The sequence below is a fragment of the Sporomusa sp. genome (assembly GCF_035561255.1).
GTDB lineage: Bacteria > Bacillota > Negativicutes > Sporomusales > Sporomusaceae > Sporomusa.
On sequence record NZ_DATMXX010000065.1, the window covers coordinates 40,124 to 54,370 of the forward strand.

Annotated in this window: 14 protein-coding genes; 4 read left to right on the top strand and 10 right to left on the bottom strand. The window is 46.7% G+C overall.

Features of this window, described 5'->3' with window-relative positions:
* Positions 1-64 precede the first annotated feature (64 nt).
* From VN379_RS03750 to VN379_RS03775, 6 genes are all read right to left on the bottom strand, one after another.
* Positions 65-1,360 (bottom strand): MFS transporter, encoded by a 1,296-nt coding sequence (locus VN379_RS03750; RefSeq protein ID WP_325530942.1) that lies wholly within the window; start codon positions 1,358-1,360, stop codon positions 65-67.
* A 64-nt stretch (positions 1,361-1,424) separates the two neighbouring features.
* Positions 1,425-2,585, bottom strand: a complete 1,161-nt coding sequence (locus tag VN379_RS03755) for a UxaA family hydrolase (protein WP_325530944.1) — start codon at positions 2,583-2,585, stop codon at positions 1,425-1,427.
* A gap of 2 nt (positions 2,586-2,587) precedes the next feature.
* Positions 2,588-2,887 carry a UxaA family hydrolase gene (locus VN379_RS03760; RefSeq protein ID WP_325530945.1) on the bottom strand — a complete coding sequence of 100 codons (300 nt, stop codon included), beginning with the start codon at positions 2,885-2,887 and terminating at the stop codon, positions 2,588-2,590.
* Positions 2,888-2,927: 40 nt separating this feature from the next.
* Positions 2,928-4,196, bottom strand: coding sequence for a nickel-dependent lactate racemase (larA, locus tag VN379_RS03765; protein ID WP_325530946.1), 1,269 nt, complete (start codon positions 4,194-4,196; stop codon positions 2,928-2,930).
* A 195-nt stretch (positions 4,197-4,391) separates the two neighbouring features.
* On the bottom strand, positions 4,392-5,225 hold the full coding sequence (locus tag VN379_RS03770) for a methyl-accepting chemotaxis protein (protein WP_325530948.1): 834 nt from the start codon (positions 5,223-5,225) through the stop codon (positions 4,392-4,394).
* 601 nt (positions 5,226-5,826) lie between these two features.
* Complete coding sequence (locus VN379_RS03775; RefSeq protein ID WP_325530950.1) at positions 5,827-6,990, bottom strand: metallophosphoesterase; 1,164 nt, start codon at positions 6,988-6,990, stop codon at positions 5,827-5,829.
* Positions 6,991-7,225: 235 nt separating this feature from the next.
* On the opposite strand from VN379_RS03775, the gene rbr reads away from it, so the two are divergent.
* Entirely contained in the window at positions 7,226-7,810 is a 585-nt protein-coding gene (rbr, locus tag VN379_RS03780; RefSeq protein WP_325530952.1) for a rubrerythrin, read from the top strand.
* A gap of 93 nt (positions 7,811-7,903) precedes the next feature.
* Here the strand turns inward: rbr and VN379_RS03785 are convergent, their stop codons facing one another.
* From VN379_RS03785 to VN379_RS03795, 3 genes are all read right to left on the bottom strand, one after another.
* Entirely contained in the window at positions 7,904-8,269 is a 366-nt protein-coding gene (locus VN379_RS03785; RefSeq protein WP_325530954.1) for a VOC family protein, read from the bottom strand.
* 28 nt (positions 8,270-8,297) lie between these two features.
* On the bottom strand, positions 8,298-9,032 hold the full coding sequence (locus VN379_RS03790; RefSeq protein ID WP_325530956.1) for an MBL fold metallo-hydrolase: 735 nt from the start codon (positions 9,030-9,032) through the stop codon (positions 8,298-8,300).
* A gap of 109 nt (positions 9,033-9,141) precedes the next feature.
* Complete coding sequence (locus VN379_RS03795) at positions 9,142-9,828, bottom strand: two-component system sensor histidine kinase NtrB (RefSeq protein WP_325530966.1); 687 nt, start codon at positions 9,826-9,828, stop codon at positions 9,142-9,144.
* A gap of 170 nt (positions 9,829-9,998) precedes the next feature.
* On the opposite strand from VN379_RS03795, the gene VN379_RS03800 reads away from it, so the two are divergent.
* Positions 9,999-10,391, top strand: a complete 393-nt coding sequence (locus tag VN379_RS03800; RefSeq protein WP_325530958.1) for a helix-turn-helix transcriptional regulator — start codon at positions 9,999-10,001, stop codon at positions 10,389-10,391.
* A gap of 163 nt (positions 10,392-10,554) precedes the next feature.
* On the top strand, positions 10,555-11,766 hold the full coding sequence (locus VN379_RS03805) for a DUF401 family protein (protein ID WP_325530960.1): 1,212 nt from the start codon (positions 10,555-10,557) through the stop codon (positions 11,764-11,766).
* On the opposite strand, the gene VN379_RS03810 is transcribed toward VN379_RS03805, so the two are convergent.
* A complete protein-coding gene (locus VN379_RS03810; protein WP_325530962.1) occupies positions 11,732-12,829 on the bottom strand; it encodes an MBL fold metallo-hydrolase in 1,098 nt (365 codons plus the stop codon). The two genes, VN379_RS03805 and VN379_RS03810, sit on opposite strands and share 35 nt — an antisense overlap.
* Before the next feature lie 176 nt (positions 12,830-13,005).
* On the opposite strand from VN379_RS03810, the gene VN379_RS03815 reads away from it, so the two are divergent.
* Positions 13,006-14,175, top strand: coding sequence for an ATP-binding protein (locus VN379_RS03815; protein ID WP_325530964.1), 1,170 nt, complete (start codon positions 13,006-13,008; stop codon positions 14,173-14,175).
* Positions 14,176-14,247 lie beyond the last annotated feature (72 nt).

The window sequence follows — 14,247 nt, forward strand, 5'->3', positions numbered from 1 at the left end:
ATATATTGTTATATATTGAGACCAGCACCATGAAACGCTTCGTAGTGCTGGCTGTTACAACCTTTTAATACTTATGGGCGACCAGCACGGCTGCAATTACTGCTGCAAGAAATCCAACTCCCACCAGACAGAGCAACCCGGTGCTGTAACTGCCGGACAGGCTGATAAAGAAACCTATTACGACTGGCGATAGCGAGGAAAAACCGGTGGCTAAGCCGTTCATGGTTCCTGCAGCGGTCGACAGAGATTTCGCGGGCACCAAACCCTGAAGCAGTGTCCAGGCTGAGGAGGTCGCCATTGAGGTAAAACCAAAAGCACAGGAGAGCAGAATCGCGGATAAATATTTTCCCGGGACGGTGGCAGCCAAATAAATTGATGATGCTCCCAAAAGCATGGTCACGCAAAGGAGGGGCGCGCTTCTGCCGATCCGGTCATTAAGCCAGCCGTTAACGGCTTTGGTCATCACTGTTAAAATGAATGGCAGTGATGCCATCCAGCCCATTTCTGTCCAGGAAAAATTGCGGGCTGACTTCAGGTAAGTGGGCAGCCAGGATACCAGACCCCAGAACATAAATTGCAGACAGACATACCAAAACACCAACAGCCAGTAACGGTAATTGAGGGCAAACGGTTTTACCCTTTGCAGAAATGACTGTTTATCTCCGGCCGGAGCATTTTCCTTGGCCAGGCCTTCTTCAATATACTCGAGTTCTAGGGCATTGACTTTTTCACTTTCACGGGGTGTGTCTTTGGTATGAAACCACAGCAGATACAACGGGATCAAACCGAGTGCGATACAGATAAAAAAGGTGTCCCGCCAGCTATAGCTGCCAATAATATAGGTAAAGACCGGCATGGCTATCGCGGGCGCCAATGACTGACCAATAATCCAGGTGGCGTTGGCCCGCCCCCGTTCCTGTGGCGGAAACCAGTTCTTTATAAACAGGCTTTGCATGGGGTAGTAAAAACCTTCACCAATCCCCAGTAGTATCCGGGCAATAATAAACATAGAGAAGCTTATGGCAAAACCACCGATAAATAAGGATATCGTCCACAACACAATGCAAAAAACCATTGCTTTGCGCGGCCCCAAATAATCCCCTAACGGACTGAGGGTAACATTGGCCAGTCCGTAGGCTGCTAAAAATGCGGACATCATCATTCCGATTTGTACAGGCTGGCCTTTTATTCCCATATCCAACAGAAAGTTATCATTTGCAGCCAGAACAGTAACATTAACACGATCCAAATAAGCTACCATAATACCGATAAATAGTACCGCTACAATAAAAAAGCGGCGCCGTGTTGGCTGTAGTTCTGCGTTACTGGCAATTTTAGTGGGTATATTCTCAGTTGACATTTCATTCTCCTCTCAACATTAGTAAGGAATTCATAAATTGCTGGAATGCAGGGCTAATCCCCGCCTAAATTACCGGCCCCCGCATATAGATGTCCATAGAATTGGTATATCCCGAAATCTCGGCCTTGGTCATCGCACCTGACGCTACATGTATCAATTCTTCCAGTACGCGTTGCCCCGCGTCAGGAATATTATCGCCGCCATCAATCACCTCACTTAGATTTATATCAATGTGATCGCTCATTTTCTCCGCAGCGGTCCGGCTGCCGGTAATTTTTAGCACAGGCACGAACGGAAACCCCTGAGGTGCCCCCCTGCCGGTGGCAAAAGCAATGATATTGCAGCCTGCGGCGGCCAAACCGGTAAGGATTTCCGGCTCACGACCGGGGGAGTCCATGACTACCAGCCCTTTTACTGCCGGATGTTCGCCATACTCATAAACTGCCTGAATCGGCACCGTTCCCGCCTTGGCAATAGATCCGAGCGATTTTTCCTCAATCGTGGTAAGCCCGCCCTTAATGTTGCCACCTGTAGGTTGTCCACCGCGGATATCTTCGCCAACTGCCATGGCCCGCTTCTCCATGCGGGTCACCAGGTCAAGAATCTGTTGTCCCACCTCCTCAGTGGCGGCATGGCCGGCCAGAATATGTTCGGCACCAATAAATTCAGTGACTTCACCGAGGACAGAAGTACCACCAGCCTTAACCAGTAGATCGGATGCCACGCCGATAACCGGATTTGGTACCAAGCCTGAAGTTGTATCAGAACTTCCACATTTCATTCCCAGCACCAGCTTACTGACAGGCAGAGGCATTCTCGCCTGACGGGAGGCCACCGCTACCATTTCTTGCGCCAGCAGGATGCCTGCTGCTGCTGTACGCGCAGCACCGCCGATTTCCTGGACGACAAGATGCTCTACCCTTTTGCCGCAGGCTTTGATTCCTTCTATAACGCCGGTGAGACTGGTGCTTTCACAGCCTAGGCTGATAATAACCACCGAATGTAAATTGGGATTGCACCCTAACCCAATCAGGGTTTTATTGACAATTCCGATATCCAGCGGTGTCTGGCAGCATCCCTGATGATGCGTGAATCGCGTCGTGCCCTGTACTTGACTCACGATAGCCTCAACGACCTCATTGACGCACACTACCGCCGACAAAACTCCCACATAATTGCGTGTGCCTGCCGACCCGTCAGCGCGATGGTATCCCATAAAATCCATAATTAATCCTCCTTCCGTAAGTCACCGCGGCCGCGCAGGCTTTCAATATTTTGCACATGGGCGTGGCAGCCGGTAGGAATGGCAATTGTGGCCCGGCCGATGACCTCACCATACTTTATAATATTGTCTCCGAGTTTAATGGAGCGGCAGGCAAATTTATGTCCATATGGGATACTTTCCTGAATGACGACTGTAGATATATCACGATCCAGGCGAATCGCCGCCGTTTGACCTGCTTGCAAATCCTGTACGGCAGTCGCAACATTGTCTGCTGCCTTCAATAAAATTGCATCTATTGCCATAGTTTTTTTCTCAATCCTTTAGCTTTGAATATATGGATTATTATTTTACAATAACGGCCACGCCGTCGGGAATAACCGTAATCTGATAACATGGTCCGGCTTTTAACTTGGCCGCCGCCATTGCTTCTTCCAGGGTAAAGGCCGTTTCAAACCCCATATCCCGGATAAGTTGGTGATCACATTGGTCGGTTACAAAAATAACCGTGTATGCCAACAGAATACGGGCCATGATCTGCGTCGCCCACTGGTCAGGAATGGTGGCATTCTTGTCGGTCTGCATAATTATATCTATTGCCCGGCGGGCTCCGCCACGCAGCCATTCATACAGATCCTGACTGCCGTGACCGTCATTACAGGCGGCACAGGCGATGATCACACCGCCTGCCTTGCAGGCAGCCGCCGCGGAAGACAATGCTTTCACATGCTGATAAACGTTCTGATCAAGCGGGTAGCCACCGTTGGAAGTAATGACAATATCGGACTCTTTTCCCTCGACCTTTGCCAGTTCTTCGACGAACTTGCACCCTGCCAGATGGGCCTGCTCCGAATCGCCGGCAAAGGCACGTATGATTTTTTTATCAGCGTCGATAGCAACATTCAGGATAAATGCCAGCTTAGCCTGTTTCGCCGCATACACCATATCCTCATGCATTGGATTTCCCGCCAGAATCCCGGCTTTTGCCTTTTCATGGGCAATAAATTCGGCACAGTGGTTAGCCAGCACGGTTACATCACTGACGATGCCAGGTAAAACACTTTTACGGCCACCGGAAAATCCGGCAAACAAATGGGGCTCAATAAAGCCTTCGGCAATCAGTAAGTCGGCTTCCATCGCCAGTTTGTTAATTATCAGTTCTCCGCCGGACGGGAGTCTGCCGGCTTTAATCATAGTTTCTTTAGACCAGCAATTGTGTACAACAATCTTCTCATTCCGGAACATCTGTTCACCGAATTTATTCACCAGCTCCGCTTTGGTCGTCTCACGGTGAAAACCTGTAGCCACTAAAAAAGTAATTTCAGCCTCCGGATTACTGCTGCGGATTTCCTCAAGCAATAACGGCGCTATAATCTTAGTGGGTACAGGCCGGGTGTGGTCACTGGTGATGATGACTATTCTCCTACACCCTTTGGCCAGTTCACACAGGCGCGGCGAAGCGACCGGATTATCCAATGCCATGCGGACAAGGTCCTTTTCCCCGGCTTTCGCCTTATAATGATGTGACTTGGGTATTAAAACCCCCTGTAAATGATCGTCGGGAATTAGGGTCTCAATATAGGTTTTGCCATAGGGTATAGTAATAAGTGCCATAGGTTCTCCTTTCCGTAATATTTTTCAGAAGATGTTTACTTGTATTAATATTCGATCAATTCTAATCATTGACCTTGTATATCATGAACAATGATTGAAGGCAGCCCTATCTGCTTGTTGTCTACAGTGCACATTTTTTGTGCAGTGCAGCTGTTTTGGCAGTTAAACCGGTTAGGGTTGTCCCCAAGAGCATTTTTAAAGCTGGTCTGCTTTTTCATCCAGCAAATGCGCCATGGAACGCAATTCCTGTGTTGCCCCCGCCAGATGGGCAATAGCTTCTGAAACCTGACAAATCCCTTCTTCGACCTGACCAATCTGGTTATATGTCATGGCACTGCCGGTTTGAATCTTACTGATGGTTAAAGTGATTTTTGCAATTGATTCTGTACTGTTTGCCGCTAGCTTCCGGATTTCTTCAGCTACTACGCCAAAACCCCGCCCTTGCTCGCCGACCCGGGCAGCCTCAATGGCCGCATTAAGCCCCAGCAAATTTGTTTGTCCGGCAATCTCTTTAATAAAACTGATGACACGATAGGTCTCTGCTACCTGCTCCTGCGATTCTTTTGCAACCTGCGCCAAGGTCTGAGCAACGCTTGTTATTTCCTCGGACTGGGCAGTTACCTCTTCTGCAGTGCTGGCTAACGTACTGATGTTGTTTAGGAGCTGTCCTGCCATCTCCTTCAGTGTTTCATAATGGTCGGTTGACTGGGTAATTGCGACCGCGCCGATTATTTCCTGGCGCTTGTTGTAAATAGCGCCGACCCTTACCTGGTATTGAACACCATGCAGTTTTTTATCCATCCGTGCTGTTAAATAAGGCAATCTTTCGTTTACCAGACGGTAGATGGCAGATCCTGGTTTTAACGGTGAATTGATCTTAGTATGGAAATTAAGGTCCTTAGCAGGGCTGTACATCAGAATATCGTGCATGTCTGACAGGCAAACGCCGATTTCATGATCGAAAACCCGCTGTAAGATTGGTAAGACAGCGATTACTTTTTCTAGAATATTTTGATTCTCCTCAACCATTATTTTACTCCTTTCCTATTCTGCGGGAAGTGTGACTCCTCACTGTATAGTTTCATTTAAGCGGATTGATTACCTTTGTAAGCAGGGCACAATGATATACCGCCCAATACTCTTGTTATTGTCCACAGAGTACAGCTTACGGCTATCGCTGCTGATTAGGCCGATATATCATTTAGCCAGTACGGAATGCGCATTCTCAACTTTACTCATAGTAAACATCACAGATAACTTAACGGGAACGAAAATGCGCCCATGTCGGACGCATCACCGAAAACAGCCCGAACCTGAAAATCAGGCTCGGGCTGTTTTTTATATTTCTGCTATAACTATCAGTTCCGGATTTCCACTTCCATGATGATGCCGTTGGCTTGATCCAGGAACTTGCAGATACCGGCTACTTTGAATTGATAATATAATGGTATGGGTGAATCTTTATCTATCTTTTTCATGCACGTCACTCCAACTAAAGTCATTATGTCAATATGTTGTCATGTTGTATATACCACTGAATTTATTATAACATTAAACTTGGTTTAGACAATATTATTTTTGCAATATTTTATTTATTCTCATTTATCCGTACCCTGCTGAAAACAACACCTTACTTATATTGTTGTCCCTCAAACGTAATCAGGATCTCAACAATTTCAGGATAATTGCCAATCCGGATGGGCGGCCCCCAAGTGCCATAGCCACAGGAAACAATAGCCTGATAGGTGCCTTTACGCAAATACCCCCAATCCACTTCATAAATCCGCTCGGTCACCAGGCTATTAGGAAAAAACTGTCCATGGTGGGTATGTCCTGAGAGCTGTAAATCCACACCGTTTTGCTGACCCTCTGCCAGATTCTGCGGCTGGTGGTCCAGCAGGATGACCGGTGCCGACTGATCGACACCCTGCATAATTTCAGGCAGGGATACCCGGCCCTTACCGCTCATCCTGCCGGCCATGAGATCGTCCCGCCCCACTACGTAAAATTGCTCATTGATCTTCACATACCGATCACGCAAGACATGAACCCCGGCCTGCTGCAGGTACTCAACAGCCAGCTGACCATTACCGCCAAGATACTCGTGATTGCCCATGACAGCATAAACACCATACTTAGGGTTCAGCTTACTCAACGCTTCCGGCATTTTCTGCTCGACAAACCGGCTGACATCCTCATCAATGGTGTCCCCGGCGAAAAATACGATATCCGGTCCCAGCCCGTTAATCCGGTGCACCAGCGCCTCCAGACGGTTCTGATCGACAATGACGCCCAGATGAATATCTGAAACCATAACAGCCCGCAGGCCTGCCAGCCCGGCCACCGGTTTCTTAATTGTTACATCATAATGGTGAACTCTGGGGTTACGGGCATTCCAAACACCATAGACAAGCAGGCAGCCCACCATTACCATCACGCCAATGCCGACACCGGCGGCCGGCACCCTGTCGACTGCAGCCGCCGATAAAAACAGGCGCCCTGACAAACGAGCAAGATCGATAAACAACCAGATTAGGACTAAATAATACAGTGCCGCCAGCCAGTAATTGCCGATAACGGTAATCCAGTCATTCAGTACCCCCGGAAAATACGTTCTGCCGATCCTGGCAGCAAAGGGCGTAATAGCCATTAGCACATAGCAGCCCCAATAGAATACAGTGTAAGCCTCCAGCCCCTCGTAAAACGACTGAAGAATCCGCAGGCCAACATAATAGCTGGCTGCCGAATAGACTAAGAAAAACAAGCTTAACATACCGATAAAAAAAGAACTCATCGTTTGCTCCTAACTAAGTTTGAAGTCACTTTCCGGTTTTTTGTATACCTTTGGGATGTTGCTGCACGATCCTGCTACAGGTATACAAGGTGAAAATACAGTGATAAACAACTTTTTAACAGCCTGTGCAGGATTTTCCCCGTTTTTGTAGTAATTATTAAATCACTGCCGGAGAAAGACATTCCGGTCAATTTGTTAATCCGGTAAATTTTTTTATAAGCGGAGGAGAATTATCATGAAATCATTACAAGGTACAAAAACTGCCGAGAACCTAATGAAAGCATTTGCCGGCGAATCACAGGCCAGAACCCGTTATACCTATTATGCTGCCACAGCCAAAAAAGAAGGCTATGTGCAAATCTCCAACCTGTTTACCGAAACAGCTGACAATGAGAAGGAACACGCTAAGCGGTTCTATAAGTTTCTTATCGAAAGCTTAAACGGTGAGATGGTTAACATCCATGCTGATTACCCAGTTGCCTGGGGTGACACGAAGGCTAACCTGCTGGCTGCGGCTAACGGAGAAAATGAAGAGTGGGCAGAGCTGTACCCGCATTTTGCCGATGTTGCTGATCAAGAGGGCTTCCCCGCAGTCGCCGTTGTTTTTAGAAAAATAGCGGAAGTGGAAAAGCACCACGAAGCCAGATACAGAAAGTTGTACAATAACCTTGTCAACGAGACTGTACTCAAAAAAGACTGTTCAGTTGAATGGAAATGTAACAACTGTGGTTATATTCATACAGGCGACCAGGCACCCGAACTCTGTCCGGCCTGTATCCACCCCAAAGGCTTCTTTGAAGTATTTGTCGAAGCATATTAAGCACTGCTAAAGCAAAGCCGGAACCCTATCAAAACTAGGGTTCCGGCTTTCTATTATTCTATACAGGATTAAACTTACTACAGATCTCATCCTTTAGAATCGCTCAGGGAGAACCTCCAGCCAATAGCCGTCCGGATCGGAAATAAAGTAAATGCCCATTTCCTTATTTTCATAGCAAATACAGCCCATCTCCTTATGGAGCTGGTATGCTTTCTCAAAGTCACTGGTTATAAAGGCCAGATGAAACTCGTTTTCGCCGAGTTTATAGGCTTCCTGCCGGTCTTTGAGCCAGGTAAGCTCTAATTTGTGCGGTGTCTGGCCATCGCCCAGATAAACAATAGTAAAGCCCGGTTTCTCAATACGCCGTGTTTCTTTTAACTGCAGCGCCTCCTGGTAGAAGGCCATGCTTTTTTCCAGGTTTAGTACGTTAATATTATTGTGGGCAAATCTAAAATCCATGAGTTTTCTCTCCTTTTTAAACATAGTATTATCCTCGCCGGTTTTGGGTTCCACTCAGCCACAGCTGGTTAATAAAATCCTGAATATCATCACGTAAAACAACACCGTGACCTGTGCAAAAGAAATCAGGCTGGTAACCACGCAGTCTGCCTAACCCTGCGATAAACTGCTTAAAGTCTGCACCACCGGCAGCAGCCTGCGCCGCAACATATTGACAAGACCCCCGCCGGACGTAGTCACTATAAGTGACAAGTTCGCCTGCCGGCAAAGCTTCGCCAAAGTAACAGAAAAAGTCGCCAACAAACAATGCCCTGGAGATGTGATCATAGATTGCAACCGAACCAGGCGAGTGTGTATTGACAAATATGATTTCCAAATCGTCAATACCAGCTGGCGACAACTTGTATTCATCAGCCAATGGCGAATAAGCAACAAGCTGTGCCGCCAGCGGCGCTGCCAGGAACGGCAGGTCTGCAGGGTGCACAAATTTTTTGGCATGCCCAAATAGGCCAGCCCCCTCAACATGATCATGGTGCCCATGGGTGAGTAGAATATGGGTAACCTGATCAGGGGTCACACCAATTTCAGCAAGGGCCGCCACGATAGCCGGCTGATATTGCTTCAATCCTGTATCAATTAAGATGATTTGCCCGTTCCGTTGCAATACATATAAGTTAGTGTACGATGTAACGTCCCAGGTGTAAGTGTCTTCAACAGCTATTACATAAGCGCCGGCAACCATGCGAGACATTAAATAATTCATCTGTCCACCGTCCAAACTTTTTGTATTTTGGTTAATTTATATTACCACATTTTACAAGATCGAGCAACAAAGGCCCCTATCTCTTACCCGCAAGTTCCGGCAATTTATTTTATACTGGAAACCAAATTTTAAATATACTCCCTGCTCCAATCGTTGATATGATCTCAATCTGGCCTTGATGTCTTTCAACAATACTGAGGCTGAGCGCCAGTCCCAGGCCGGTGTTTGCTGGTTTGGTGGTGTAAAAGGGATCGAAGATTTGTTCTATTTGCTCTGGTGGGATGCCTCTCCCTTCATCTTGAACATACAAAATTATACCATTTGCTTCAGGGACAGCACCAAGTGTCAATCTGCCGTTTTTCCGCATCGCCTCAATGCCGTTGTAGGCCAGGTTCATGATCAGCTGTTCAATCTCTTCGGCATTTAGGTTCACCAGCGGTACATCCTCGCTTACCAGCAGTTCTGTCACAATACCACTCCTGGCAGCCGCCTGCTGAATAGCCGGATAAACCTTTTCAAGAATGTGACTAATGTTTTCAGGACTCTTTTGACTCGATTTATTGCGGGCCAATGATATAATATCTGTTACAAACGTCTCAATCTTATGTAATTCCTGCAAGATAATTGCTAACGAGTCACCTGAGCAATAGGCCGACTTTTTCTCCTGAAGCTGCAAATATCCCTTGATCACAGTCAGTGGATTTCTAATCTCATGGGCTACCCCAATAGCAATCCGCCCAATTAAGTCCCGACGTGAAATCCTGGCTGCTTCAACATCGTTTGCCTTTGGATACATACTATCCACCGAAAACACCCCCCCTATGCACAACACTTCTTCTCTCTAGTGTCTTTAAGACACTTAATTCGGCAGTTTTTTTAAAATCCCTTTCCAGTAAATGTCTTATGGACACAATAATTGAACCTGGGACATAAGCGCGTTATGGTAGTAGTAAGGAGTGTGGGCTTATGAAAACCCTGGGTACAAGAATCAAGCAATTGAGGACTCACCTAACGCAAGAAGAATTAGCTGCCATACTTAAAGTAGACCGATCAACCTTAGCCTCCTGGGAGGTTGACCGCCGGGAACCCGATATAGCAACACTGAGCCGCATCGCTTCCTATTTCCAGGTAAGTATTGATTGGCTTGTGGGTCATAAGCTTGATAAAGCCGCTAGTTCGTCAAAGTCAGTTTTGTTACACGAGGCTATTGGCAACTACCAGATAACGATTGATAAATCATGGGAGAAAGTAATTGCCACTGCCGAAGCCTATGGTATTGAACCGGAAGCGGTTCAACAACTACTGGAGATAAATGCTGATATAGCGTTAGCACTGAAACATGGCAAACCAAAGAAGTAGCCGCGCCTAAGCAAAACGGGATATTCAACGCCAGAAGCTGGCTGAATATCCCGTTCCCTGTTATATATAATGGTTATACCGATACTCAGTAGCAGGTATCGCGTCCTTCAGTTAGGAATACATCAGAGGATCCTATTAAAAAATACAGGAGTTGCTGCCATACATGCTTGCCATATTAAAAATTCTGATCACGCTTGCTATTATTGTAATCTTGCTGAATCGCAAAGTAAAAATGGGCAACGCTATGCTGACCGGTGCAGGCGTTTTATGGATACTGTCTGGTTTTAACCTGTTGCAGCTGCAATCGGCAGTACTAACGACGCTGAATAGCCCTAGTACCTGGGAGATCGTGTTCGCCTTATATTTTGTTATGTGCCTTGAATACCAGCTGCGCAACGGCGGCATTGTTGACGGGCTGATGGCAACTGCCCGCAGAATGCTGCGCAGCGAGCGCAGCCTGTTGGCTTTAATGCCTGCTTTTCTTGGCTTTTTACCCTCTTTGGGTGGTGCAATCTTCTCGGCACCCTTAGTAGAAAGTGCCAGCAAACCCTATCAGCTGACCGCTGAGGCTAAAACGGCGATTAACTACTGGTTTCGCCACATTTGGGAGTTTACTAACCCAATTTTTACCGGCATGCTCCTTGCCAGCCAGCTTTCCAGTATCCCGCTTAGTACGCTTATCGCCAATATGGCCTGGCTTACAGCACTGGCGACAATTATCGGCTGGCTGTTTTTCTTATCCACCTTAAAAAAGCAGCAGGGCACAACCGCAGCCGCCGATACCACTCATGACACCGGGCGCGGCTATTATTATGTCACACTGGCGGCAGGCCCCATACTTGTTAACTTTGTTCTTGTTGTTTTCTTTAAACTGGCAGCGTCTATTTCTATGGGCCTAGTTGTTGCTGCAATGGTACTTATCTTACGACAAAACCTGACCGATATTCGCGCTATGCTGGCTCACGCGCTGGACCGCAAGCTGCTGTGGGGCATAGTTGCCATCCTTTTCTTTCAAAACATTCTCCGTCAGACCGGCGCTATTGAAGATATTGCAGTACTGCTCAATAATCTCGCGATATCTAATGCTATCGTAATTGGCGTAATAGCCTTTATATCCGGGATTCTAACAGGTACCTCCCAGGGCTTTGTTGCGATAACCTTTCCCTTTATCGCTGTTTTATCTCCTGGCGATATTACTTTGGCCATGATTTGCTTTACGCTGGGAACAGCCGGACAGATGCTGTCGCCAGCCCATCTCTGCTTATTGGTAACGCTGGATTACTTTAAAGCCGATTTTTTAAAGACCCTGCGCCCCATTGCCTGTTTGGAGATCGTTATGATTATTGCTGTTTATGCTGTAACAACCCTTCACTAGCCTGGTTCCAGGAAATCATCCCGCCTTTAAGGACATATACGCTGGCAAAGCCCGCTTTTAGCAAGATCTGCGCACCGGTAGTCGCCCTGGCGCCTGAGCGGCATACTACCACAATCTTTTTATGTTTATGTTCTTGAAGCCCGGTAAGGCTGCCTGTCAACTGGCCGATCGGGATATGCAGTATACCTGTCATATGTCCAAGCGGCCCAGTCAGCTCAGCTTTTTCCCTTACATCAATGAGCAGAACCTCCGATCGATTGGTTTGAAGCCAGGTACGTAATTCCTCGGCCTCAATGTACTGGACCGCTATCTCATTTACACCCTTGTCCATTGTTCCCTTGATCTCACAGGCCGGTGTATCCAGGGGAATCCAGGCTGCACCCGGGTCTTTGGCACAGGCGTAATTAGCCTTAAGGACATCTCGCATCCAATCGGCCGGGCCAAGCCGCAAATCCTCAAGGTATTTGATAAATTCCTCTTTGCTGCGCTTTTGCAGGTGGGGATTGCTCTGACGCTGCCTGCCAAGCGTAGCCGGCTGCCGGTTTCTGTATTCGTGAGCCGGATAGATCATCAGCTGATCCGGCAGATCAGTGAGCTTGTTCAGGCTCTCCCAGTGGTCGGCCGGATTACCGCCCGGAAGATCATCCCTGCCTGCACCGGCATCATCCAGAAACAGGAAATCTCCGGTTAGCAGGTTGTCACCCACGATCAAACTGATCGAATCCTGTGTATGTCCGGGTGTGTGCAGCACTTTGAGTTCCAAGGTGTTGAAGTGCAAGACATCTCCATCCTGTACACGCATACTGACACACTGGGGCGGCGCAGCTTCGTGCATAACATATTCACACCCTGTCGCATCTTTTAATGCGGAGCCGGCAGAGATATGGTCTGCATGGATATGGGTATCAATCACATGGGTAAGTGTTAACCCCTCCTCTTTTAGTAAAGCAAGGTAGTCGCTAAAATGATCAATGACCGGATCCACGATAATTACCCGTTGATCATTCTCCTCACCGATAAGATACGTACGGCAAGAATGAGGGTTTAACTGCTTAAATATCATATAAATTACACTCCTTTAACCGAAGATGATTAATTTCAGCCTGTGACAGGCACGCATATAAGAAGTAATAACAAGTATTCAAGCCTAAGATATAGGTAAATTCTGACGGTATTGTTGATATTCTGCGAATATAAGGATATAATTGCGGTAATAATCATTATAAGAAGGTGATTGTAATGATAATAAATCCGTATACGCCCGGGGCCGGATTAGTACCCAATTATTTAGCCGGTCGTGATGATACTATTGAGCAGGCAAAAGAAATTATTGCTTATGTTGCGCATGGATTTCCGGCACGTTCGATTATTTATTATGGCTTGCGCGGGGTTGGAAAAACAGTCTTATTAAATAAAATCGAAGAGATCGCCGATGAATATAATGTCCTGTATGAGCACATCGAGGTATCTGAGCGTTCTTCATTCAAAATCTCGATTTCTCTGCATATCCAGAAGTTAATCAGGCAAATGAGTGTTAGAGCAAAGGCTGAGGGCTATTGGCAAAAAGCAATGTCTGTGCTGAAAGCGTTTCAGCTTACCTACTCTCCGGGTGGCGAGATCAGTATTGGTGTAAAGGACGATATCGCCGCAGCGGTAGGCGTATCAGATACCGGGAACTTTGCCAATGATTTGACCGAATTATTTGTGTCGATGGGTACGCTTGCGAAAAATTGCGGCAGCTCAGTATGTTTATTTATCGATGAAATCCAGTATTTAAAAGATGATGAATTTGAGGCATTGATTACTGCCTTACATCGAGCTAATCAAAAAGGTCTGCCGGTTACCTTATTTGCGGCAGGGTTGCCTAAAGTGACCAAGATTGCCGGTGATATTAAGTCCTATGCCGAAAGATTGTTTGGCTTTATTTCGATAGGCTCGTTAGAAGCAGAGGCCGCCAGGCTGGCATTGGTGGAACCGGCAAAGAAAATAGGTGTAACCTTCACAGCTGAGGCGATTGATGAAATCCTGAGGATTACGGAAGGCTATCCCTATTTTCTCCAGGAATATGGTAAACAGGTGTGGGCCTTTATCAAGAGTAATATTATTGATATTACCTCAGTACGGGAAGCGTATCCCTCCTTTGAGAAAAGTCTGGATGACAGTTTTTACAAGGTTCGTTACGACCGGGCAACACCTAAAGAAAAAGAATTTATGCACGCTATGGTAGAATGTGGCAGTTTGCCCTGTACAATTGCCCAAATAGCAACCAAAATGAATACCAGTGTCAATAGCATTTCACCGCTTAGGGGACAATTGATTTACAAAGGCTTTATCTATGCGCCGGGATATGGCGAAGTAGACTTTACTGTTCCTCAATTTAATCAATACTTAAAGCGCGTTCGTAATTAACCAGCCGTATTATTTTATGTGAGAGATAAATTAAAACCAAGTTGTCTATTTACTTATTGTATATCATTAATG

What these genes read in the sequence shown, in the direction of transcription:
- VN379_RS03800 (WP_325530958.1), top strand. Translation starts at nt 9,999, where the DNA reads ATGAAAACCCTGGGTACAAGAATCAAGCAATTGAGGACTCACCTAACG.
- VN379_RS03795 (WP_325530966.1), bottom strand. Translation starts at nt 9,828, where the DNA reads ATGTATCCAAAGGCAAACGATGTTGAAGCAGCCAGGATTTCACGTCGG.
- VN379_RS03810 (WP_325530962.1), bottom strand. Translation starts at nt 12,829, where the DNA reads ATGATATTTAAGCAGTTAAACCCTCATTCTTGCCGTACGTATCTTATC.
- rbr (WP_325530952.1), top strand. Translation starts at nt 7,226, where the DNA reads ATGAAATCATTACAAGGTACAAAAACTGCCGAGAACCTAATGAAAGCA.
- VN379_RS03815 (WP_325530964.1), top strand. Translation starts at nt 13,006, where the DNA reads ATGATAATAAATCCGTATACGCCCGGGGCCGGATTAGTACCCAATTAT.
- VN379_RS03785 (WP_325530954.1), bottom strand. Translation starts at nt 8,269, where the DNA reads ATGGATTTTAGATTTGCCCACAATAATATTAACGTACTAAACCTGGAA.
- VN379_RS03755 (WP_325530944.1), bottom strand. Translation starts at nt 2,585, where the DNA reads ATGGATTTTATGGGATACCATCGCGCTGACGGGTCGGCAGGCACACGC.
- VN379_RS03750 (WP_325530942.1), bottom strand. Translation starts at nt 1,360, where the DNA reads ATGTCAACTGAGAATATACCCACTAAAATTGCCAGTAACGCAGAACTA.
- VN379_RS03760 (WP_325530945.1), bottom strand. Translation starts at nt 2,887, where the DNA reads ATGGCAATAGATGCAATTTTATTGAAGGCAGCAGACAATGTTGCGACT.
- VN379_RS03775 (WP_325530950.1), bottom strand. Translation starts at nt 6,990, where the DNA reads ATGAGTTCTTTTTTTATCGGTATGTTAAGCTTGTTTTTCTTAGTCTAT.
- VN379_RS03805 (WP_325530960.1), top strand. Translation starts at nt 10,555, where the DNA reads ATGCTTGCCATATTAAAAATTCTGATCACGCTTGCTATTATTGTAATC.
- VN379_RS03790 (WP_325530956.1), bottom strand. Translation starts at nt 9,032, where the DNA reads ATGAATTATTTAATGTCTCGCATGGTTGCCGGCGCTTATGTAATAGCT.
- larA (WP_325530946.1), bottom strand. Translation starts at nt 4,196, where the DNA reads ATGGCACTTATTACTATACCCTATGGCAAAACCTATATTGAGACCCTA.
- VN379_RS03770 (WP_325530948.1), bottom strand. Translation starts at nt 5,225, where the DNA reads ATGGTTGAGGAGAATCAAAATATTCTAGAAAAAGTAATCGCTGTCTTA.